The organism is Pseudomonas sp. S36 (assembly GCF_016647875.1).
GTDB classification, from domain to species: Bacteria; Pseudomonadota; Gammaproteobacteria; order Pseudomonadales; family Pseudomonadaceae; genus Aquipseudomonas; species Aquipseudomonas parafulva.
The window spans coordinates 46,510-69,578 of the sequence record NZ_JACVVG010000027.1 but is presented as its reverse complement, the minus strand read 5'-3'; the positions used below and the strand labels follow the sequence as shown (position 1 = coordinate 69,578).

21 protein-coding genes are annotated in these 23,069 nt (G+C 64.1%); all 21 read right to left on the bottom strand.

The window, feature by feature from the left end; translation table 11 throughout:
* Positions 1–104: 104 nt before the first annotated feature.
* Positions 105–1,247 (bottom strand): flagellar biosynthesis protein FlhB, encoded by a 1,143-nt coding sequence (gene flhB, locus IAE36_RS15985; protein WP_028633456.1) that lies wholly within the window; start codon positions 1,245–1,247, stop codon positions 105–107.
* A gap of 2 nt (positions 1,248–1,249) precedes the next feature.
* The gene (gene fliR / locus IAE36_RS15980; RefSeq protein WP_028633457.1) at positions 1,250–2,026 is read right to left on the bottom strand and encodes a flagellar biosynthetic protein FliR; all 777 of its coding nucleotides are present in this window, start codon (positions 2,024–2,026) and stop codon (positions 1,250–1,252) included.
* A gap of 7 nt (positions 2,027–2,033) precedes the next feature.
* Entirely contained in the window at positions 2,034–2,303 is a 270-nt protein-coding gene (fliQ, locus tag IAE36_RS15975) for a flagellar biosynthesis protein FliQ (RefSeq protein ID WP_028633458.1), read from the bottom strand.
* Between the two features lie 21 nt (positions 2,304–2,324).
* Complete coding sequence (gene fliP / locus IAE36_RS15970) at positions 2,325–3,080, bottom strand: flagellar type III secretion system pore protein FliP (protein WP_028633459.1); 756 nt, start codon at positions 3,078–3,080, stop codon at positions 2,325–2,327.
* Complete coding sequence (gene fliO / locus IAE36_RS15965; RefSeq protein WP_060481451.1) at positions 3,077–3,526, bottom strand: flagellar biosynthetic protein FliO; 450 nt, start codon at positions 3,524–3,526, stop codon at positions 3,077–3,079. The genes fliP and fliO overlap by 4 nt, the downstream gene beginning before the upstream one ends.
* Positions 3,527–3,991, bottom strand: a complete 465-nt coding sequence (gene fliN / locus IAE36_RS15960; protein ID WP_201164309.1) for a flagellar motor switch protein FliN — start codon at positions 3,989–3,991, stop codon at positions 3,527–3,529.
* Between the two features lie 47 nt (positions 3,992–4,038).
* Complete coding sequence (fliM, locus tag IAE36_RS15955) at positions 4,039–5,007, bottom strand: flagellar motor switch protein FliM (protein WP_028633462.1); 969 nt, start codon at positions 5,005–5,007, stop codon at positions 4,039–4,041.
* A 9-nt stretch (positions 5,008–5,016) separates the two neighbouring features.
* Complete coding sequence (gene fliL / locus IAE36_RS15950; RefSeq protein ID WP_028633463.1) at positions 5,017–5,514, bottom strand: flagellar basal body-associated protein FliL; 498 nt, start codon at positions 5,512–5,514, stop codon at positions 5,017–5,019.
* 122 nt (positions 5,515–5,636) lie between these two features.
* Entirely contained in the window at positions 5,637–6,881 is a 1,245-nt protein-coding gene (locus IAE36_RS15945) for a flagellar hook-length control protein FliK (RefSeq protein ID WP_201213393.1), read from the bottom strand.
* A gap of 70 nt (positions 6,882–6,951) precedes the next feature.
* Entirely contained in the window at positions 6,952–7,299 is a 348-nt protein-coding gene (locus IAE36_RS15940) for an Hpt domain-containing protein (protein WP_028633465.1), read from the bottom strand.
* Between the two features lie 49 nt (positions 7,300–7,348).
* Positions 7,349–9,040 carry a fused response regulator/phosphatase gene (locus IAE36_RS15935; protein ID WP_201213391.1) on the bottom strand — a complete coding sequence of 564 codons (1,692 nt, stop codon included), beginning with the start codon at positions 9,038–9,040 and terminating at the stop codon, positions 7,349–7,351.
* A gap of 8 nt (positions 9,041–9,048) precedes the next feature.
* Positions 9,049–9,354, bottom strand: a complete 306-nt coding sequence (locus IAE36_RS15930; RefSeq protein ID WP_201164315.1) for an STAS domain-containing protein — start codon at positions 9,352–9,354, stop codon at positions 9,049–9,051.
* A gap of 80 nt (positions 9,355–9,434) precedes the next feature.
* Positions 9,435–9,887 (bottom strand): flagellar export protein FliJ, encoded by a 453-nt coding sequence (gene fliJ, locus IAE36_RS15925; RefSeq protein WP_201213389.1) that lies wholly within the window; start codon positions 9,885–9,887, stop codon positions 9,435–9,437.
* Between the two features lie 6 nt (positions 9,888–9,893).
* Complete coding sequence (fliI, locus tag IAE36_RS15920) at positions 9,894–11,249, bottom strand: flagellar protein export ATPase FliI (RefSeq protein ID WP_028633469.1); 1,356 nt, start codon at positions 11,247–11,249, stop codon at positions 9,894–9,896.
* Positions 11,239–12,018, bottom strand: coding sequence for a flagellar assembly protein FliH (fliH, locus tag IAE36_RS15915; protein ID WP_201213387.1), 780 nt, complete (start codon positions 12,016–12,018; stop codon positions 11,239–11,241). Before fliH ends, fliI begins: the two co-directional genes overlap by 11 nt.
* Positions 12,019–12,207: 189 nt before the next feature.
* Complete coding sequence (gene fliG / locus IAE36_RS15910; RefSeq protein ID WP_028633471.1) at positions 12,208–13,227, bottom strand: flagellar motor switch protein FliG; 1,020 nt, start codon at positions 13,225–13,227, stop codon at positions 12,208–12,210.
* The gene (gene fliF, locus IAE36_RS15905) at positions 13,220–14,998 is read right to left on the bottom strand and encodes a flagellar basal-body MS-ring/collar protein FliF (RefSeq protein ID WP_028633472.1); all 1,779 of its coding nucleotides are present in this window, start codon (positions 14,996–14,998) and stop codon (positions 13,220–13,222) included. The genes fliG and fliF overlap by 8 nt, the downstream gene beginning before the upstream one ends.
* A gap of 15 nt (positions 14,999–15,013) precedes the next feature.
* Positions 15,014–15,346: a flagellar hook-basal body complex protein FliE gene (fliE, locus tag IAE36_RS15900; RefSeq protein WP_028633473.1), complete on the bottom strand. Its 333-nt coding sequence runs from the start codon at positions 15,344–15,346 to the stop codon at positions 15,014–15,016.
* A 173-nt stretch (positions 15,347–15,519) separates the two neighbouring features.
* Positions 15,520–16,866 (bottom strand): sigma-54-dependent transcriptional regulator, encoded by a 1,347-nt coding sequence (locus tag IAE36_RS15895; protein ID WP_060481440.1) that lies wholly within the window; start codon positions 16,864–16,866, stop codon positions 15,520–15,522.
* Positions 16,866–18,056: a sensor histidine kinase gene (locus tag IAE36_RS15890; RefSeq protein WP_201213402.1), complete on the bottom strand. Its 1,191-nt coding sequence runs from the start codon at positions 18,054–18,056 to the stop codon at positions 16,866–16,868. The genes IAE36_RS15895 and IAE36_RS15890 overlap by 1 nt, the downstream gene beginning before the upstream one ends.
* Positions 18,057–18,171: 115 nt before the next feature.
* Complete coding sequence (locus IAE36_RS15885) at positions 18,172–23,043, bottom strand: glycosyltransferase (protein ID WP_236408963.1); 4,872 nt, start codon at positions 23,041–23,043, stop codon at positions 18,172–18,174.
* Between the last annotated feature and the right edge of the window lie 26 nt (positions 23,044–23,069).

Below are 23,069 nucleotides of genomic sequence, written 5' to 3'. Positions count from 1 at the left end.
GCGCCGCCCGCGCGGCGCATCGCGAGCTGCGCTCGCTCCTACGTTTTTTTCTGGCCAGTGTTGCCTGTGGCAGGGTGCGCGGGCGTGTACAGCCATGCGCCGGGTCAATTATCCCGCCGCAAATCCGCCGGAATCGGCAGGTCATCCTTGAGCGGATCCGGGCGCTTACCCTTGCCAGCGCGGTACTGGCGGATCTGGAACACATAAGCCAACACCTGGGCAACGGCCAGGTACAGGCCCGCAGGGATTTCGTGCTCCACGTCGGTGGAATAGTAGATCGCCCGCGCCAGCGCCGGTGACTCCAGAATCTGCACCTTGTGCTCGACTCCGATCTCCCGGATCTTGAGCGCCATGAAGTCGCTGCCCTTGGCCAGCAGCAAAGGCGCCGCATTGCCGTTTTCGGGGTCGTATTGCAACGCAACGGCGTAATGGGTGGGGTTGGTGATGATCACGTCGGCCTGGGGCACGGCCGCCATCATGCGCCGCTGCGACACCTCACGCTGCAACTGGCGGATACGTTGCTTGACCTCAGGTTTACCTTCGCTGTCCTTGTATTCGTCGCGCACTTCCTGCTTGGTCATCTTCATTTTCTTGTGCGTCTGCCACAGCTGGTACGGTGCGTCTGCTGCCGCAATCAGTAGCAGCCCGGCAGACATCCACAAGGCACTCCAGCCCACCACCTGCAAGCTGTGAATGATCGCCTGCTCCAGCGGCTCGTTGGCAATCGACAACAAGGCCTGGCGGTCATTGACCAGCACCACCACGGCCACGATCAGAATCACGCAAAACTTCGCCATGGCCTTCAGCAGTTCGGTCAGGCCGTGCATCGAGAACATGCGCTTGAGCCCCGATAGCGGGTTCATGCGGCTGAACTTGGGTTGCAGCAGGCTGCCGGAAAACACAAAGCCGCCCAGGGCGATCGGGGCCACGAAGGAGATCACGAACAACAGGATGAGCAAAGGCTGTACAGCCCAGATGGCCATCTTGCCGGACACCAGCAAAAACGCACCCATGGACCGCTCATCGACAATCACCTCACGGGTGAGGCTGAAGTTCATGCGCATCAGCGTCAGCAGCGTCTCGGCCAGGTTCCCGCCAAATGCCAGCAGCCCGCCGGCGCCCGCCAGGGTCACCGCCACCGTGTTCAGCTCTTTGGAGCGCGCGATCTCGCCCTTTTCGCGGGCGTCGCGCTTGCGTTTCTCGGTGGGGTCTTCTGTCTTGTCCTGACCGCTCTCGCTCTCTGACATGCTCAGCGCGCCCTCGCCAGTTCACGCAGCCATTGCAGCGTCTCGCTGGCCAATGCCTGGTAATGGGACAAGACATCGGCCAGGCCCACCCAGAAAATCAGCATGCCCATGACCAGTGTCAGCGGCAGACCGATGGAGAAGATGTTCAGTTGCGGCGCCGCCCGTGTCATCACGCCGAAGGCGACGTTCACCACCAGCAAAGCGGCAATCACCGGCAGAATCAAAATCAACCCGGCCGCGAACATCCAGCTCATGCGCCCGGCCAACTCCCAGAAGTGGTTCACCATCAGTGCACTGCCCACCGGCAAGGTGGTGAAGCTTTCAGTCAGCACCTCGAACACCACCAGGTGCCCGTTCATCAGCAGAAACAGCACACTCACCAGCATGGTCATGAACTGGCTGATGACCGCCACGTTCACGCCGTTGGCCGGGTCCACCATCGACGCGAACGCCATGCCCATCTGCACCGCCACGATCTGCCCGGCAATGACGAACGCCTGGAACAGCAACTGCAGGGCCAAGCCGAACAGCGCGCCCACGATGATCTGCTCGGCGCACAGCAGCAGCCCGCGCAGGCTCAGGGGGTCGAACTGGGGCAATGGCGGTAGCGCTGGCACGATCACCACGGTAATCGCCACCGCAACGTACAGGCGCACCCGCGCCGGCAGCATGCGCGTGCCGAAGATGGGCATGGTCATCAGCACCGCCGTCACCCTGAACAACGGCAGGATGAACGTGGCTACCCAGGTGCCGATCTGCGTGTCAGTCAGTTCCAGCATCAGGCCGTCAACCGATCAGTTGCGGAATGTTGGTGTACAGGTTGGTGATGTACTCCATGAACTTCTGCACCAGCCAGGGCCCGGCCACGATCAGCGTGACCAGCATCACCAGCAGGCGCGGCAGAAAGCTCAGGGTCTGTTCGTTGATCTGCGTGGCGGCCTGGAACATGGCCACCATCAACCCCACCAGCAGGCTCGGCACCACCAGCACGGCCACCATCAGCGTGGTCAGCCACAAGGCATCGCGGAACAGGTCGACAGCAACTTCAGGCGTCATTCACAGCGCTCCCAGGCGGCATCACACGCCACCAAAACTGCCAGCCAGCGTACCCATGATCAGCGCCCAGCCATCCACCAGCACGAACAGCATGATCTTGAACGGCAACGAGATGATCAGCGGCGACAGCATCATCATACCCATGGCCATCAACACACTGGCCACCACCATGTCGATGATCAGAAAGGGAATGAAGATCATGAAGCCGATCTGGAACGCCGTCTTCAGCTCGGAGGTGACAAACGACGGCACCAGAATGGTCAGCGGCACCTGGTCGGGGCCGGTGATGTCGGTGCGCTTGGACAGACGCATGAACAGGTCCAGGTCGCTTTGCCGGGTCTGCGCCAGCATGAAGTCCTTCAGCGGCCCCTGGGCCTTGTCGATGGCCTCCTGCGCGGTCATCTGCTCGTTCAGGTAAGGCTGCAGGGCGGTCTGGTTCACCCGGTCGAACACCGGCGCCATGATGAACAGGGTGAGGAACAGCGCCATCCCCGTCAGGATCTGGTTGGACGGTGTCTGCTGCAGGCCCAGGGCCTGACGCAGGATGGAGAACACAATGATGATGCGGGTGAAGCTGGTCATCAGGATGACGAACGCAGGGATGAAGCTCAGCGCCGTCATGATCAGCAGAATCTGCAGGCTGACCGAATACTCCTGCTGCCCGTTCGCCCCGTTGGACAAGGTGATGGCGGGGATCGACAAGGGGTCGGCGGCCAGGGCCAGCGGCGCGGCCAGCAACAGCAGCAGGGTGAACAACGTACGCAGCGTGGCGCTCATCGCGTCTTGTCCTTAGGGTCCTTGCCCATCAGTTCCATCAGCCGTTGGGCAAACTCAGGCGTTGCCTGGCGCGCCCCCTGCGGGACCTCGACCGGCTCTGCCAGTACATGCAGGGTCTCGATGCTTCCGGGGCTGTGACCGATCAGGATCTGCTCCTTGCCCACCTGCACCAGCAGCAACCGGTCCCGCGGGCCGATGGCGCGGCTGCCGACGATCTCGATCACCTGCCCGCCCTTGACCGCCGAGCCCTGCACACGCCGCAGCAGCCACGCCAGCAGGAAGATCAGCCCCACTACCAGCAGCAGGCCGAACACCATCTGCGCCAGCTGGCCGCTCAGGCTGCCCGGTGGCGCCGCCGGGGTCAGTGCCGGCGTGGCGGCGGCCTGGCACAGCTGGCTGGCCAACAGTGCGATGGGTGCCGCGATGGCGCGCCTCATGCCCTTCACTCAGCGCAGCTTCTTGATACGTTCGCTGGGGCTGATCACGTCGGTCAGGCGAATGCCGAACTTCTCGTTGACCACCACCACCTCGCCATGGGCGATCAGCGTACCGTTGACCAGCACGTCCAGCGGCTCACCCGCCAGGCGGTCGAGTTCGATCACAGAGCCCTGGTTGAGCTGCAACAGGTTGCGGATGTTGATTTCGGTGCTGCCCACTTCCATGGAAATGCTCACCGGGATGTCCAGGATCACATCAAGGTTCGGGCCTTCCAGGCTGACGTTGGGGTTGGGCTTGGGCGAGCTGGCAAACTCTTCCATGGGCAGGCGGCCCGGCCCCGGGTTGTTGCCGGTATCGCCCAGCAGTGCATCGATATCGGCCTGGCCGGCCGCGCCGGTTTCCTCCAGCGCCGCGGCCCACTCATCGGCCAGCGCCTGGTCTTCTGGAGAGGTGATCTCGTTTTCGTTAGCCATGGTTTCCTCGACAGGCATTCAATTCGGTAAAAGCGAGCGGCACGCGCTCAGCGGCGTTCGATCGGGTCGATGATCTGCAGGGCCAGGTTGCCCTTGTGCGAGCCCAGGCGCGCCTTGAACGCGGGTACGCCATTGGCGCGCAGCACCAGGTGCTCGGGCAGCTCGACCGGGATCACGTCACCAGGCTGCATGTGCAGAATGTCGCGCAGTTTCAGCTGGCGGCGGGCGACGGTGGCGGTCACCGGCACGGCAACGTCCAGCACGTCTTCGCGCAAGGCCTTGACCCAGCGCTCGTCCTGGTCGTCCAGGTCGGACTGGAAGCCCGCATCGAGCATCTCGCGCACCGGCTCGATCATCGAGTAAGGCATGGTCACGTGCAGGTCGCCGCCACCGCCGTCCAGTTCGATGTGGAAGGTGGACACCACCACCGCCTCGCTGGGGCCGACGATGTTGGCCATGGCCGGGTTGACCTCGGAGTTCATGTACTCGAAGTTCACCGGCATGATCGCCTGCCAGGCCTCCTTGAGGTCGATGAAGCACTGGTCCAGCACCATGCGCACCACCCGCAATTCGGTAGGGGTGAACTCGCGGCCTTCGATCTTGGCGTGGCGGCCGTCGCCGCCAAAGAAGTTGTCCACCAGCTTGAACACCAGCTTGGCGTCGAGGATGAACAGCGACGTGCCGCGCAGCGGCTTGATCTTCACCAGGTTCAGGCTGGTGGGCACGTACAACGAATGCACGTACTCACCGAACTTCATCACCTGCACGCCCCCCACTGCCACGTCGGCAGAGCGGCGCAACAGGTTGAACATACTGATGCGGGTGTAGCGGGCAAAGCGTTCGTTGATCATTTCGAGGGTAGGCATGCGCCCCCGAACAATGCGGTCCTGGCTGGTCAGGTCGTAGCTTTTGATGCTGCCAGGCTCGGATGCACTCTCGGTCTGTACCAGACCGTCGTCGACGCCATGCAACAGGGCATCGATCTCATCCTGGGACAGCAGGTCCTGTACGGCCATTGCCCACTCCTACTGCAATACGAAATTGGTGAACAGCAACTGGTCGATTACCGGCTTGCCGACTTCCTTCTGGGCCACTTCCTGCACCACCACGGTAGCCTTCTGGCGCAGCATCTCTTGCCCCACTGCACTGCTGGCCAAGGTATCGAAGCCGACCCCGGAGAACATCATCACCAGGTTGTTGCGGATCACCGGCATGTGCACCTTGAGCGCGTCCAGGTCCGCTTGGTTGCGGGCCTGCAGGGTGATGCTGACCTGCATGTAGCGCTGGCGGCCGTTCTGGTTGAAATTGACGACGAATGCCGGCGTCAGTGCCTCGTAGATGGCGGCGGGCTTGACGTTGGTAGCGGCGGCATCGGCAGCCGGGGCTGGCTCGCTCTTGTGCATGAAGAACCAGGTGGCGCCCACCGACAGGCCAACGGCCAGCAACAAGCCAGCAACGATGAGCAGGATCAGCTTGAGTTTGCCTTTAGCGGCGGGGTCTTTCACTGCTTCGGTATTCGCCATGCCAATAATCCGTCGTCCATCAGGGGTTATAGGAAGAATGGGATGGCTTGAGCAAGTGTTATGCCAGATTGCGCGCAGCCCTGGTTACGGCTGCGCGAAGGGGGAATCGCCGTGTTGGCGAATCAGGCGTAGTAATCGACCGCGCTGTCGCCGATGAACACCTGCTGCTCGACGGGCCTGGATGCCTCGGTCGCTTCAGCGGCGCCCTGCTCCGCCCGGCGCGCAGCCACCCCGGACAACTGGCTGCCCTGCTGCTGCGCCTGGCCTTGCTGCTGGCCGCGGGACTGGTCGGCAACGTTGACGTCCGGCTGCGCCAGGCCCTGCTGGGTGAACAACTCACGCAGCCGGTGCACCTGGCTGTCCAGGGCGTCGCGTACGCCAGCATGGCCGCTGATGAAGGTCACCTGGGTGGGCTGGTCGGCGGCCACATTGACACGGATATCCAGGCGGCCCAGCTCGGCCGGCTCCAGCTGGATATCCGCCGACTTCAGGTTCTGGCTGGACAGGTACATCACCCGGTTCACCAAGCCTTCGGTCCAGGCACCCTGGTTCATCGGCAGAGGCTGGTGCAGCGGGTTGGCGTTGACCGGTACGGCATTGGCGGTCTTCGCTGTGGCCGCCTGGGTCAGGTTGGCCAGGCGGCTGGCGAAATCATCAACCCGGGTATCGCTGGCGGCGCTCTTGGTATCCTTGAGGCCATCTTCAAGCAGGGCGCCGAAGGCCTTGTCGCCAGCACCGTCGGCCTCGCCCTCGGCACTGGTCACGCCACCCGCCAAGGTATTGACGGGAGCAGCATTGCTTTCGCCCTGGGTGCGGTCCGCGTCCAGCGCATGAGCCGATGTACTGCCTTTGGCCTGGGCGCTGTGCTCAAGTGCCAGGCGCAGCGTCGGTAGATTGGCGAGCGGGTCAGCATCCGGGTCGAACGCCTGCTCGGCAGGTGACTCTTCAGGCTGCGGGCCGGCGGCCTGGAGCACGGGTGCCACGGCCTGTGCCTGGGCCTGGATCAGTTGCGCGCCTGGTGGGGCGTCGGTGACCTGCCCAGCGACGAGGCTGGCATCACGCATGCCGGTGTCGACCGCAGTGGTGTCCTCGGCCGGCAACTTATTGCCGTCATCGGCAACCTTGCCCTTGTCGGCTGCCGACTGCTTGCCGCTAACAGCCCCATCGCTCTTGTCCGACGGTTTGCCGGCAACAGCTTTATCGGCAAGGCCGGCAACCTTGTCGCGCCCCTGACGCGCCATTACCTGGCCGAACCCATCGCCGTTGTTGCCCTGTACCTGCGGCGTTTTGCCCGCTGACGCGGGCGCCGTACGGGAGGCATCGCCAAGGGTATTGGCTTGCAACAAGGGGTTGGATGCGACAGGCATTGAGCGGTCTCCGCGCCATAAACTGAATGATCACGTCGGTGTATGAGCAAAAGTCGCGCCAAGTTACCTGTCAGCCTGCGGATATTCCCTGCTGCTCGGCACGGTAGAAGCGCTGCACCTCGGCGAACTCCTGATCGATACGGCTGATCAGGTCTTCGATGCCGAACAAAGGGGGGCGGCGGGCACGGTCCTCCAGTTGCTGGCACAGGCCCGCCAGCGCAACGGCGCCCATGTTGCTGCTGCTGCCCTTGAAACTGTGGGCAGCGGCGCCCAGCTCCTGGGCGCTGCGCGCCGCATGCAGTTGCCCCAGGCGCCGCTCGGAGTCATCTAGAAAGGTCTGTACCAGCTGCAGATAGCCATCTTCCATGACTTCTCGCAGGTCGCTGAGTACCTTGTGGTCGATATGCATGTCAGCCACTTGTTCGCTCCTTGATCAAGCCAGATAAATGCCCGAGCCCGCCCCAGGCTCACCAGGCGAACTCCACGCGTGCGCACCGGCCACCTTCGGCCCAGGTTGCACTGCTGGACAGCCGCCGGACCAGTTCCAGCCCGCGCCCACTCAGCCCTTGTTGCAATGCCGCCCGTGACAGCACCTGCTGCACGTCGAAACCCTCACCGCTGTCACGCACGTCGATCTTCAGACGCCCGCCCTGGGCATGCGGTTCAACCACAAGGTCGATGCGCACGAAGCCCTCGCTCAACAATGCCAGGCGCCGAGCGCGTTCCTGATAATAGTCGGCAAACCCCTGCACATCCCGCTTGAGCTGCGAATCCAGGCCAAGCACGCCATGTTCAAGCGCGTTGGAGTACAACTCGCTGAGCACACTGTACAGGTTCCCGCCACGGGTACGCAGGCCATGAACCTGCTGCAACAACTGCACCAGGTACGGTACGGGGTTGAACTGACGCAGGCTTTGCCCGCGAACCTCGAACCCCAGCGACCAGTCTGCCGGGCTGGTCGAGCCACTGTCCGGGTAGTTTACAGGAGCCGGCAACGGCTCTTGGGCGCCGGGCATGCGGATATCGCACAAACTGATGTCATCCCGTGGCTGCCCACCAAACAGCGCCAGCGCCTGCATCAGCTCACTGAACAGCAGCGCTGGCTCACGGTTGCCGGCCAACACCGACCGCAGGCGCTGCTCGCCGAACAGGCGCTCCTGGGCATCTGCTGTTTCCAGCACGCCGTCGGACAGCAACAGAACCCGCTCGCCTGCGGCCAGCGGCCATACCTCGACAGCGTCATCGAACTGCCCAGGCCCCAGAATACCCAACGGTAGATGACGTGACTGCAATGGCGTCAGTACAGCACCTTCCGCCGACAGGCGGTAGCCGTCGGGCATGCCGCCGTTCCATACCTCCACTACCGCCCGCTGCTGGCTGAGGTTGAGCAACAGCGCGCAGCAGAACATGTCGACGGGCAGGATGCGTTTGAGCTTGGCGTTCATCTCGCGCAGCACCTGGGGCATGGTGTAGCCCTTGGCCGTCATGCCGTAGAACACTTCGGCCAGGGGCATGGCGCCGACCGCTGCCGGCAGGCCATGGCCGGTGAAATCCCCGAGGAATACGCGCATGTCACCGGACGGCGTAAAGGCCGCGAGCATCAGGTCGCCATTGAACAGTGCGTAAGGCGACTGCACAAAGCGAATGTTGGGCGCGCCAAGGCAACCGGAGTGGGCGACCTTGTCGAATACCGCCTTGGCTACCCGCTGTTCGTTCAGCAGGTGGTGGTGGTGCCGGGCGATCTGGTCACGCTGCTGGAGCACCGTGTCCTGCAGCCGGCGCAGGCGCTCCATGGCGCGGATCTTGGCGGCCAGGATCACGGCACTGTAGGGCTTGGCCATGAAGTCATCGCCGCCCGCCTCCAGGCACCGCACCAGTGCCTGCTCTTCATTGAGGGACGTCAGGAAGATGATCGGCACCAGCGCCTCGCCGGCCAGGGCCTTGATCTGCCGCGCAGCCTCGAAGCCATCCATCACCGGCATCAGCGCATCGAGCAACACCACCTGCGGGCGGCGTTCGCTGAACAATGCCACCGCTTCCTGGCCGTTCTGCGCAGTGACCACCAGGTGCCCCTGGCGCTTTACGATCTGCGCCAGGAGCATGCGGTCGACGTCACTGTCTTCGGCAACCAGCACCGTCAAACCCTGCCCGGCTGGCATATTGGCGCTCAACTGATGTCGAAGAGTTTGTCGAAATTGGAGATGGCGAGGATCTTGCGCACATCCGAGCTGGCGTGCACCACCCGCACATCGGCTTCATCGCCCCCGGCGTGGTCGCGCAGCATCAGCAGCATGCCCAGCGCTGAACTGTCGAGGTAAGTGGTGTCTTGCAGGTCGACCACCACGGCATCGGGGCGGCTTGGCTGACGCTCGTAGGCATCGCGAAATTCCTGGTGCCTGCCGAAATCGAAGCGCCCTTTGATCCTGATCGTGAGCTTTTTGCCGTCCTGCGAAAAATCCGTTTCAACTGCCATTTCAGCGATTCCTTCGATGATGGCGGGTGCGTCCTCATGAAGGTGTAGCAGCCACGGCGGGGGGCCGCAAGTGGTGGAGGCTAGAGCGGTTCCTGGCGCGGCAGGCGCTGGGACAGTTCATCGAGCAGGCGCTGCTCGCGCTTGTCTTCGGCACGCCGGGCTTCGTCCATGTAGCGCTGCACCAGTTTGCGCAACCCTTCAACCCGCGCGTAGGCCTGCTGCCACACGCCCCGCGCATTGTTGAGGTTGTTCTGGTGCCACACCAGGCTCTGACGCTGCTGGGTCATGGCGGTTTCGAGCTGCCCGAGAAAGCGCTGGTAATTGACCAGCCAACTGCCATTCACCCCCTGGCCACCGCGGTTGATCCACTGCTGCTGGTAATCTTCGCGAAAGCGCTCCAGCTCTGCCAGCTTGGCCTGGGCCGTGGCCACCTGCTGCTGGAACTGCCCCAGGCGCTGGGCGGCCTTGCGCTCGGCTTCTTCGGCCATGCCCACCACCGGCGCAAGGCGCGCGGCGCGCCCTGGCAGCGCCATCGGCTATCAGCCTGCCGGGGGCGTGAAAATCGCCCCCAACTGGTCGCGGCTTTGCGCCATGCCCACGTTCTCCTGCAACCCCTGGCGCAAATACTCGACCAGGCGTGACTGCAGGGCGATGGCCAAATCCGTTTCAGGGTCGCCACCTGCAACATAGGCCCCCACGCTGATCAGGTCGCGGCTTTGCGAAAGGCGCGACCACAGCTGCTTGAACTTCTGCGCCTCGCGCAGGTGATCGGCATCCACCACCTGCGGCATCACCCGGCTGATGGAGGCCTCGATATCGATGGCCGGGTAATGGCCCTCTTCGGCCAGGCGCCGCGACAGCACGAAGTGACCGTCCAGCACGCCCCGCGCCGAGTCGGCGATGGGGTCCTGCTGGTCATCGCCTTCGGACAATACCGTGTAGAACGCGGTGATGGAGCCGCCACCCGCCTCCCCGTTGCCGGCCCGCTCCACCAGCTTGGGCAGCTTGGCGAACACTGACGGCGGATAACCGCGGGTAGCCGGCGGTTCGCCGATGGCCAGGGCAATTTCCCGCTGGGCCTGGGCGAAGCGGGTCAGCGAGTCCATCAGCAGCAGCACGTTTTTACCCTTGTCGCGGAAGTACTCGGCGATGCGCGTGCAGTACATGGCAGCGCGCAGACGCATCAGCGGCGCATCATCGGCAGGCGATGCCACCACCACCGAGCGCTTGATGCCCTCCTCGCCGAGGATGTGCTCGATGAACTCCTTCACCTCGCGCCCCCGTTCGCCAATCAGGCCCACCACAATGATCTCGGCTTCGGTGAAACGGGTCATCATGCCCAGCAACACCGACTTACCCACACCGGTGCCAGCAAACAGGCCAAGGCGCTGACCGCGGCCTACGGTAAGCAGGCCATTGATACTGCGAATGCCCACGTCCAGCGGCTTGCTGATAGGGTCGCGGTTGAGCGGGTTGATCACCGGGCCGTCCATGGGCACCCAGTCCTCGGCCTTCATGCCACCCTTGCCATCCAGTGCACGGCCGGCGCCATCGAGCACCCGGCCCAGCATGCTCATGCCCATGGGCAGGCGACCGCCGTCGTCCAGCGGCACCACCCGCGCGCCAGGCGCAATGCCGACAATGCTGCCCACCGGCATCAGGAACACCTTGGGCCCGGCGAAGCCCATCACCTCGGCTTCGACCTGCACTGGGTGGTAGCTGTCATCGTTGATGACCAGGCAACGGCTGCCCACGGCAGCGCGCAGGCCTTCGGCTTCCAGGGTCAGGCCCACCATGCGCAGCAGGCGGCCTTCGACCACCGGTTGCGCCGGCAGCTCGATGGCCTCGGCGTAAGTGCCCAGGCGCTTGCCGAAGCTGGTGCGTTCAAGGCGCATCCGCTGGCTCCGCCGGTGCATCCAGGTCTACCGAAAGGTCAGCGGCGGCAGGGTGCAGGGAATGGTCGTGCAATTGATCGAACAGTTGTGCCACCGCTTTTTCGATGCGGGTTTCCATGGTCGCGTCGATGCGGCTTTGGGCCGTTTCGATGCGGCAGCCGCCCGGCAGCAAGGTGCTGTCTTCCAGCAGCCGCCAGTTTTCTTCATGGCGCTCGCGCAGGGCTTTGGCCAGCTCGAAGTCCTGCGGGTTGAGGTGGATGCGGATGTTGTCAGCGCCCATCGGCAGCAGTTTCAGCGCGCCGCGCAGTACCTGGGTGATCTGGCTGGAATCGCTGTGCAGCTCGCGGCCAATCACCTGCCGGGTGATGTGGGCCACCAGGTGCACCAGGGTTTTCTCGATGTGCGTGTCCTGCTCGGCGATCGGTTCCATCAGATGGGTCATCAAGCGTTCGAGGCTGGCCAGCTTTACCTTGAGGGCTTCGTCGGCTTCTTGACGCACCTTCAGCTGGGTGCTGTGAAAACCTTCACGCTCACCGGTGGCAAAGCCCTCGTTGTAGGCTTCCTGGCGAATGGCTTCGAGTTCTTCAAGGGTAAGCGGCTGGACGTCTTCCAGCGGCACTTCCTCGACCTCCTCTTCTACTTCTACCGGTTGTTCGGGTTCGGACCGAGGCGGCGGCTGGGGGTCAAAACTGGGCAGCGCCCATACGTCCACCCCCTCAAGGTCACGGGCACGGATCAGGTCGCTGGGATGGTGTTCTTTGGTGGACATGAACTCGCCTGTTTAAATAGCTACGAGTGGCAAGCTGCAAGCTGCAAGCTGCAAGCCAAAGCAGACTGCATGAGGGCTGCTTTTTTCTTACCCCTTGAAGCTTGTATCTTGCAGCTTAAAGCTACAAGCCTAAGCAGGCTGCATGGGGGCTGCTTTGTCTTGCAGCTTGCAGCTTAAAGCTTGCAGCTTTCAGATCATTTCTTCGGCGCCCTTGCCGCCGAGGACGATTTCGCCGGCGTCGGCCATGCGGCGGGCGATGGTGAGGATTTCCTTCTGCGCCGTTTCCACGTCGCTGACCCGCACCGGGCCCTTGGCCTCGAGGTCGTCGCGCAGCAGCTCGGAGGCACGCTTGGACATGTTCTTGAAGATCTTGTCCTTGACCCGCTCGTCTGCACCCTTGAGCGACACCACCAGCACATCCGAAGACACCTCGCGCAACAGCGCCTGGATACCGCGGTCGTCGACGTCGGCCAGGTTGTTGAACACGAACATCAAGTCTTCGATCTGCTCGGACAGGTCGCTGTCGATCTCGCGGATCGAGTCCATCAACGCGCCCTCCACCGAGCTGTCGAGGAAGTTCATGATGTCGGCAGCGCGCTTGATGCCACCCAGGGTGGTACGCGCGGCATTGGAGTTGCCGGAGAACTGCTTCTCCAGAATCTGGTTCAGCTCTTTCAACGCAGCCGGTTGCACGGTGTTCAGCGACGATACCCGCAACACGATGTCCAGGCGCACCTTGTGGTCGAAGTTGCTCAGCACTTCACCCGCCTGGTCCGGGTCCAGGTAGGCCACCACGATGGCCTGGATCTGCGGGTGTTCGTAGCGGATCACGTCGGCAACCGCGCGCGGTTCCATCCATTTCAGGCTGTCCAGGCCGCTGGTGTTGCCACCCAGCAGAATGCGGTCGACCAGGCCATTGGCCTTGTCTTCACCCAGTGCCTGGTTGAGCATCTTGCGGATATAGGCATCGGAACCCACGCCCAAGCTGGTCTGGTCGCCGACCACTTCGACGAACTCGCTCATCACCTGCTCGACCTGGTCGCGGTGAATGTTGCCCATCTGCGCCATGGCCACACCCACCCGCTGCACTTCCTTGGGCCCCATGTGGCGCAGCACCTGCGCGGCATCGGTTTCGCCCAGTGAAAGCAGCAGGATGGCTGCCTTGTCGACGCGGCTCAGCTTGGCGGTAACGGCTCGGTTATCACTCATCGGCGTTGATCCAGTCTTTCACGACCTGGGCGACACGGCCCGGGTCCTCGGCCACAAGGCCTTTGATTGCGTTGAGCTGTGCCTCGTAGCCCTCGGTGGGGCTTGGCAGCAGAATGCTTGTCGGGCCACCCAGGCTGACGCGGTCGCTGGCCAGTTCGCCATCGAGCCCGATCATGCCGCCCAGCTCCATGTCGCTGTCCGGGGCAGCCTGCTTGCCACCCCCTGTGAGGTTGTTGAGCACCGGGCGCAGCACGCCGAACACCAGCACCAGGATGAACAGCACACCCAGTACCTGCTTGACGATATCCCAGAACCACGGCTGCTGGTAGAACGCAATGTCGGCAATTTCTTCACCGCGGTCCGGTGCGAACGGCACGTTGATCACCGTGACGCTGTCGCCCCGGCTGGCATCGTAGCCCACCGCATCCTGTACCAGGCGCGTGAAGCGTGCCAGGTCTTCGGCGCCCCATGGCACATGGGTGGTGTTGCCATTGGCTGCATCAACCTTGACCTGGTCATCCACCACCACCGCCACCGACAGGCGCATGGTGCGCCCCTGCTGCTGGCGAGTATGGCTGATGGAGCGGTCCAGCTCGAAATTCTTGGTGCTTTGCTGACGCTTGTCCGACGGATAGGGCGCGAGCATGGGCTGGCCAGTGGCCGGGTCCATGATCTGCTGGCCATTGGCATCGACCAACGGCTGGCCAGGCTGGATCGCCCCGGCCGCCGTGGCCGCGCCACCGGTGGTCTGCGGCGCGGACGCAGCGCCCGGCGGCTGGTTGCTCAAGGCACCGGGCACACCCTGCGGGCCCTGGCTGCTGGCACGCTGCTCGTCTACCGACTGCTCGCTGCGCAGCGCGGGCTGGTCAGGGTTGAACTGCTCGGAGGTGGACTCGACCGCACTGAAATCCAGGTCGGCAGACACCTCGGCCTTGTAGCGGTCATTGCCCAGCACCGGCTGCAGAATGTTGTGCACGCGCTGGGTGAGCATGCTCTCCACCCGGCGGCTGTAGTCGAACTGCTTGCCCGCCTGGGTCAGCGCAGAGTCCTGGATCTGGTCGGACAGCAGGTTGCCCTTCTGGTCGACCACGGTTACCTGGGACTTGTCCAGCTCAGGCACGCTGGTGGCAACCAGATTGACGATCGCCATCACCTGCCCAGGCTCCAGGGCGCGGCCCGGGTACAGCTCAACCAGTACCGAGGCACTGGGTTTGCGTTCATCACGGACAAACACCGAGCTCTTCGGGATGGCCAGGTGCACGCGGGCGGCCTTGACGTTGTTCAGGCTCGACACGGTCCGCGCCAGCTCACCTTCCAGGCTGCGGCGGTAGCGGGTGGCTTCCATGAACTGGCTGGTGCCCAGCCCCTGTTCCTTGTCCAGCAGTTCGAAGCCGACATTGCCGTCGCTGGGTGCCACGCCGGCCGCTGCCAGTTTCAGGCGCGCACGGGAGAGGTCGTCGGCCTTCACCAGCAGGGCGCCGGAATTGGGTTCCACGTTGTAGGGGATGTCAGCGGCCGACAGGGTATCCATGACCTGCTTGGTGTCCATGCCCGACAGGCTGCCGTACAGGGGGCGGTAATCGGGCTGCTGCGACCACAGCACCACGGCAAAGCCGATGGCCACGCTGGCGGCCAGGCCGACCATGAGGCCGATCTGACGCAGAATGGGCATCTGCGCGATGTTTTCCAGAAACGCCAGGCGCAGCATCGGCGGCTTGGACGCTGGCGGGCCACTTTTGGCGGGCGCGTTGTCGACGACTGCTTCAGCCATGGTCTACGTCCGCCCTCACACCGGCATCTGCATGATGTCCTGGTACGCCTGGACCAGCTTGTTGCGTACCTGGGTCAAGGCCTGCATCGAGACGCTGGCCTTCTGCGAAGCGATCATCACATCGGTCAGGTCAACGCCGCTCTTGCCGATTTCGAAGGCGTTGGCCAGCTGGTTCGAAGCCTGCTGGGTTTCGTTCACCTTGCCGATGGCCTGGCCGAGCATGTCGGCGAAGGTGCTTTGCCCAGGTGCCAATTCAGGGGCGACAGCCACCTTCGGCAACGACATGGCGTCGGCCTGCATGGCGCGCATGTCCAGCATCAGACGATTGAATTCAACACCTTGGCTCATGACCTTCTCTCTCCTGCGGCCGCATTTTTTTGACAGTGATGCGGCAGATACCCTACCTAAGCAACAAAGGTGCCAGCCTTGGCAGGAGCGGTCGGGATGTTGGAGGGGAGGTGTTCTACTTGCCTGGGTCTGCGCCTATCAGACCGAGCGCCGCTGCAACCCGGCAGCCAGGCTCACTCACCGTACAAGCTGGCTTCCACATCGAAGCCGGCATCACGCATCTGTGCAAGCTTGTAGCGCAAGGTACGCGGGCTGATGCCCAGGCGTTCGGCGGCTTCCTTGCGCCGACCGCGCTCGGCACGCAGGGTGTCAATGATCATCTGGTACTCGTGCCGGCGAACATCGCCCTCCAGCCCGGCGCTCTCCAGTGATGGCTCAGTGCCAGCTGCCAACGGAATGGCGCCTTCCAGACAAAAATCCGCCGCCTCGATAATCCCGCCCTGCTGCAGGATCAGCGCACGCTGCAAGGCGTTGTCCAATTCCCGCACGTTACCCGGCCAGGCCCAGGCCTGCAGGCAGGCACGGGCTTGTGCAGACAGCCGTACAGGCGGGTGCTTCATCTTCTGCGCATGCCGCGCCAGCAACTTTTCGGCAAGCGGCAGGATGTCGCCCTGGCGCTCGCGCAGTGGTCGCCAGGCCAGCGGGAACACCGAAAGCCGGTAGTACAGGTCTTCCCGGAAGCGCCCCGCCGCCACTTCGCCCGCGAGGTCGCGGTTGGTGGTGGCCAGCACGCGGATATCCAACTGAATGGGCCGGCGCCCGCCCACCCGCTCCACCTCACGCTCCTGCAGCACCCGCAACAGCTTGGCCTGCAAGCCCAGGGGCATCTCCGAAATCTCGTCAAGCAGCAGGGTGCCGCCGTCGGCCTGCTCGAACTTGCCGGGCTGGGCGGCAATAGCCCCGGTGAAGGCCCCCTTCTCGTGGCCAAACAGCGTGGCTTCCAGCATGTTGTCGGGGATGGCTGCGCAGTTGATGGCCACGAAGGGTTGGCTGGCACGGGTGGACTGCTGGTGAATGTAGCGCGCCAGCACTTCCTTGCCCGTGCCGGACTCACCAGAGATCAGCACCGTGGAATCGCTGCGGGCCACCCGCGCGGCCAGCTCCAGCAATTGGCGGCTGGCGGGTTCACAGGCAATCGGGCCGTCCGCGTCCTCGGCGCGCCCTGCCGCGTGCTGCTGCACCAGGCTGAGCAAGGCCTTGGGTTCGAAGGGCTTGACCAGGTAATCAACGGCGCCTTGGCGCATGGCCTCTACGGCGCGCTCCACGGCGGCATGGGCGGTCATCAGCAACACCGGCAACTGCGGTTGCTGGCGGCGTAATTGCGTCAACAATTGGTGCCCGTCCATACCTGGCATGTTCACATCGCTGATCACCAGGTGGAACGACCGTTCGCGCACGGCCTGCAGGGCCTGCTCGGCACTGCTCACCGCCTGGTGGGCGACGCCGCCGAGGTCGAGGGTATCGGCCAGCGCCTCACGCAGCACGCGGTCATCCTCGACCAGCAACACCGTAACGGGCATCACGGGCCGTCTGCCCCATCGATCAGCGGCAGCTCGATGCGCACGCAGGTGCCACGGCCAACCTTGGAGCGCAGGCTGAGCGCGCCGTCATGGGCCTTGACCACGGCCTTCACCACCGCCAGGCCCAGGCCGGTACCCGTGGATTTGGTAGTAAGGAACGGTTCACCCAGGCGGCCCAGCAGCTCGGGCGCGATGCCACTCCCGGCATCACTGACGCACAGGTGCAGGGTGCCATGGCGGCGCCACAGGTGAACCTTGAGCCTCGCCGGCGCCGGGCTGGCCTGCAAGGCATTCTCGATCAGGTTGAGCAACGCACCCACCAGGGTGTCGCGGTTGCACAGCAACTCGCCCAGGCGGCTGTCGCACTGCCAGCGTACGGCATGGCCCTGAACGTGGGTCTGGGCCGCTTGCTGCAGCGCCTGGAACAGCGCCTTGGGGGTTACACGGTCCTGTAGCGGCAGCTCTCCGCGGGCAAACACCAGCATGTCGCGCACTTGCTGTTCCAACTCGTGCAAGCGTTCTTTCAGGCTGCCGGCAAAGCGCTGGCGGGTCTGGGTGGTCAGCGCCTGCTCGGGGTCTGCCAGGTGGCTGGCATACAGCATGGCGGCCGACAATGGCGTACGGATCTGGTGCGCCAGCGAGGCCACCATGCGCCCAAGGGACGACAGGCGTTCATGACGGGCCAGTTGATCTTGCAGGCGACGGGTTTCGGTCAGGTCATTGAGCAGCACCAACTGCCCGGGCTCGGCGTCCAACGAACGGGTTGCAATGGACAAGCGGCGCCCGTCGCGCAGCGAAACCTCGTGGCCGTCGTCCTCACGCGGGGCAAAGCTGCGCGCGATCACGTGCCGCCACAGCTGGCCGAGCAACGGCTCGCCCAGCAGCTCGCAGGCAGCCGGGTTTGCCTCGCGCACCCGCCCTTGCCCGTCGATCACGATAACGCCACCCGGCAGCAGGTCCAGCAGGTTCTGCAGGCGGTTGGCCAGGCGCTCCTTTTCGTTCAACTCCTCGATGCGCTGGGCGCTGACCACGGCCAGCTCGCCTTTCAGCTCGCTGACCCTGGCTTCGAGCAGGCTGTAGGACTGGCTGAGCTGGCTGGAGACCTGATCGAACAGGGCGAACGCCTGCTCGACACCCTGCCGGCTCTCCTGCTCGGCCAGGGACGGGGATACGTGGGCGGCCTGGGGCATCGTGCTCTCTCGCATGGCTGACCGTCATAAAAACGGTGTGATGCCAGCGATGAAGCAATAGCCGTGCCGAAACTTGGGCACCGTGCACCCAGGCGATTCCCAGCTTACCCCGCTGTCACTGAGCAGTGTCCGGCAACCACGCCCTGCCCCACCTGGCCAGGTTCTCCCCTTCCAGCATCCACCCGCCCAGCACCGCATTGCGCAGCTCATCACCTGCCCTGGCCGTGGCATCCAGGTCGGCAATGTGCATGCGAATCGCATCCACCCAGGCCCGGAACCGGTTTTTCACCAGGGTCACCGGCAATTCCGGGTAGCCCTGGTAGCAGCGCACATCACTGGCGATGACCGGGAAGCCGCACGCGCCGTACTCCAGCAAACGCAGGTTGCTCTTGCAGTCGTTGAACAGGTTTTGCTCAACAGGGGCCAAGGCCAGGTCCAGGTTCATCCTGGCCAGCGTTGCCGGGTAACGCTCGATGGCAACGCTCTCATGGTACTCATGAATGTATGGCCGCAGCTTGGCCGGGCACAGGCCGAAGAATACCCACTCCACTTCGCCTGCCAGCTCCTTGATCACATCCGCGATCACTTCCAGGTCACCGGTGTGGCTTGCGCCGCCCGCCCAGCCCACACGGGGTTTGCGCGATTGCCGGCGCAAGGCACTGAGCCCGCTCCAGATCCGCGGCTCCAGGGTGTTGGGCACTACCCGTATATCGTCATGCAGCCCGGCGAAGGCCTCGGCCAGCGGCTGGGTGGACACCACAAAGCGGTCCACATAGGCCAGGCCACGGCGTATGGAGCGCAAGATGTCCTTGGGCATGTGCGACCGGTGCACGCTCTTGACCGGCAGGTTGGGCAGGTAGTCGTCCAGCTCGAAGACCTTGAACGCCTGCGAAAACGCATGCATTCGGCGTATGTGTTCGATCTGCTCGTCGCCGACCTGGCGCTGCAGCACGATGCTGTCCGGGCTGAAGCGCTCCAGCTCGGCAGGCGCCAGGTGGTTCCAGGACAACACGCCCTCGGCCAGCCCCTCACGGCTGAGCGCCTCCAGCGGCTGCATGACGCGATAATGGCCGCACCCATGACGGTCGGCGGCATGGGCCAGAATCAACGGCAGCGGTTTCCACGACGCCAGTGGCCGCCAGCTCAACTCGGTGGGCGCCAGGGCAAAGCCGTTGGTCGAAGACAGCGAGAAGTTGGGGTTGTAATACGGGTCGCGCGCCAATGCAGGCAGCCAGCGGGCATACAAGGCGTCTTCCTCCTTGACGCTGGGCGGCGTGGCGGCGTCTTCGCTGAGCAGCAGTTGCGCACGGGGGGTCCAGACGTTCAGGTAACCCGCGCTGTGCAGGCGCAGGCACAGGTCCACATCCACCCAGCGCTGCAACTCGGGCGACTCGTCGAAACCGCCCACCTCCAGGAACAGGCCCTTGTTCACCAACAGGCATTTGCCGCTCACGGCCACGTAGTTCTGGTCCACCTGCAGGCGTTGCAGGTAGCCGGGCGCATCCAGCGGCAAGCCGGCGAACGCCTCGGCTACCGGGCCATTGAGGCCAAGCACGTAACCGGCATGGCGGATGGTCGCGTCGCCTGCCACCAGCTTGGCCCCTACAGCGCCGACTTCCTGACGCATGCCATGGTTGAGCAATTGCTGCAGCCAGTCGTTTTCGAGCACCGCAGCGCCTTCGTCGAGCCACAGCAGGAAGTCGCCACGGGCCTGGGTGGCTGCCTGGTTGCGCATCTGCGCCGGCGACAGGCCGGCAGCAAAGCGCAGGCAGCGAATGGCATCGGTACCCAACTGGGCAACGGCGCCCAGCCAACCGTCAACCGCAGCGCCAGCATTGGCCGGGGCCACCAGCAGCACTTCGTAGTGGCGGTGGGTGGTCTTCTCCAGGATGGTTTCCATGCACCGCTGGGCCCGCTCGGTGCTGGCGCCTTGCAGCAGCACCAGGATGCTCACCGGAATGTCGCCAGGGGCGCCGTAGTTCAGGTCGTAACGCCCCGGCTGACCCGACGCGACCTGCGCCTGGGCAAAGCCCCGGGCGTGCAGATGGCGCTGGATGACGCCGCGCTGGTCAGGGCAGTCCTGCAACGACGGGGCCTCACCGATCAGCAACGGCTCGCTGATATGCCCCAGGCCTGCAAAGCCGCCAGACTCGATCAGCCGCAGGATGTAATCCAGCTCGAAGGCCTGGCCGGCCTCCTGCCGGAAGCCGCCCATGTCCAGCCACACCTGGCGGTTGAACAGCCAGTGGCGCGACAGGCTCGCCGGCAGGCTCAGCAGCAGGTCCAGGTTCAGGTCAGGGCGCAGTGCTGCGCCCATTTCCGCGCCATCGCCGCGCAAGCCCTCGTCAGCATAAACGGCGCGGCAGCCCGGTGCCGCCAGCAGGTCCAGCGCCGCAATCAGCAAACCGCTGGCCGTGAACTCACTGCCCGTCTCCACCACCATGAACCAGTCGAACTCACCCGCCTGCACCAGCGGGTTGAGCTGCTCACCCAGGCCGGCAGCGCCCAACGGCATGACAGTCAGGCCATGTTGCTGCGCCATCGTGGACGTGTCGGCCGCAGTCAGCGCCAATACCTTAACGGTGGCGTACAGGCAGCGGTCACTGGCCAGGCTCTGCAGCGTGGCGTTCAAGGCATCCAGCTGGGCGTGCGCATCGACGACGATGACCCCAATTACCGGGCCACCTTCGTGCGCTTGTAGCCGCTGCTCGATAAGCCGCCGCTGCATGTCCCCCGGCACCCGCTGGTCCAGCCAGTCCTGCAAGGTCGATGCTGCGGGCTTGCCCGCCAGAAAATCCAGCATCTGCTGGCGGCCGCGCTGAATCTCCTCGCTGCCCGCATCGCTGTGGCGGGCATACAACTCGCGGTACAGCGCAGGGTAGTCCTTCAGCGCTTGCTCCGAGCGCCGGGCAGGCGCGCCATCATCCAGGCGCATGCGCACCTGCACGGTCTCGTAAGGCAGGTGATGGAACGCGCTGCGGGCACACAGGCGCATGAGCAGGTCCCAGTCTTCCAGGCCTGCCAGGGTTTCGTCGAAATCCCCCACCGCCAGTGCCAGTGCCCGTGGGCAGGCAAAGGTATTGATGGGGATGTAGTTGTTGATCAGCAAACGCTCACGAGAATACTGCCCGTGGGGGTAGCGCTGCTCGCGGGACACCTCGTTGCGTTGCCCTGCCGTGATCACTTCCTGGATGAACACCGCGTCGGTGTACACCACGCTGTCGGGGTGCGCCTCCAGCCCCTGCGCCAACCGCTGCAGGTGGTCGGGCAGGTACAGGTCGTCATCGTCCAAGTACACCACGTACCTGCCACTGGCCAGCCGCAGCGCCGCATTGCGCGCAGCGGCCGGGCCACGGTTACGGCCCTGGCGCAGGTAGGTGACGGGGAAGTCGTAATCGGCCAGCAGCGACTCCACCGGGTCGCCGTTGTCATTGACCAGAATGACCTCGAAGTCCGTGAAGGCCTGGCCGGCGATGCTGTTCAGCGCATCACGCAGCATGTGCGGGCGGTTGTAGGTGGTGAGGATGATGGAGAACAGCACCTGCTCCTGCTGGCGCGCCAGCTGTTCCAGACGCTGGCAAAGCTGACGTGCCCGTACGCCCAGGGCGGTGCCGTGCTCATCAGGGTACAGTTCAAGACGCCGCTTGAGGTGAGCCCCCACCTCACGCTCACGCCCGCGCAGGTGGTGCTGCGCGTCGCGTTCAAACACGCCTTCGACCATTGCCAGGTGCCCCAGCAATGGCTCGGTGGAGGCGTAGAACTGGGTCGAATACTGCGCCCCATGCCAGCGGTAGCTGACACCCGGCGTATCCACATAAATGAAGTCCGGATAGCGCTCGGCCATCTGCACGACCATTTCCCAGTCGCCTGCGCCGTAGGTGTTGCCCGGCCTCCAGGTTTGCAGAAACGCCTCGCGCCGATAGATGACCGCCGATGGCGTCATGTAACTGTCGTAGATCAGCAGGTCAGCCACTTCGTTGCGCCCGCCCACATAGTCACCGTTGTGGTAGCCCGGATGACGCGGCTGGTTCAGCGGCTGCCCGCTACCATCGACCCAGGTGATGCCGGTGTAGCCGACCGCACTGTGGGGGTGGCTTTCCAGTACTGGCAGCAAGCGCGCCAGGTGCCCAGGGTTGAAGTAATCGTCTGCAGACAGGAACGTGAAGTAACGGCCCTGCGCGATACCCAGCCCATTACGCCAGTTGTACCCTGGGCCGTAGTTATAGCGGTTACGGATATAACGCACCTTCGGGTTATCTGCGAATGCCGCCATCACCTGGGGGGTGTCATCGGTGGAGGCGTTGTCCAGTACCAGAATCTCGATATCGTCGACGCCCTGCTCAAGCACCGACTGGACGCAATCAACCAGGTACCGGCCGTAGTTGTAGGTGGGAATGACCACGCTCAACAGGGGTTCGGTATGTCGTGCAGCAGCAGCTGCATGGGCCATGGCAGCGGTTACCTTGAATAGCCAGTAATCAGCCGAGCAGTGGTAGTTTCGGGCGTGGTCGCGGTCTTGCGCACCCTGTTCGACAGGCCATGCCTGCGGCCCGGTCGAATCGGCTTCGGGCACTTTCAGGCTGTCGATATAAACGCTCGAATGCTGTGGCGTGCCTTCCTTTGAAGGAATGAAGACCTTGCTGAACGCCGACGCGTTGGGCAGCGCCTGGTGCTGCCCGGCATCACGCAGCAGCAGGTAGCGCTGGGCCTCTGCCGAGAGGGGCAATACTGGCTGGCTTTCTCGGTCATGAACAATCAGAAAGACCCCGTCACAGGCCTCAAAGGCACCGGTGGCACGGGTGATGGCCAGGCCGTTATCGGCCCCGTAGGCAGCCAGCGGCTGCAACGGCAAGGCCTGCTGCAGCGCCGCCCACTGTGTGTCGGACAACAGGAAAGCCTGCTGTTCGTCCAGGCTGAAGCCGGCGACCTGCACCTGCCAAGGCTGCCCGGCACAATGCCCACCTGCGACCAACGCCCAATTCGTCATGCTCTCAATTCCCCCAAAAATGGTTG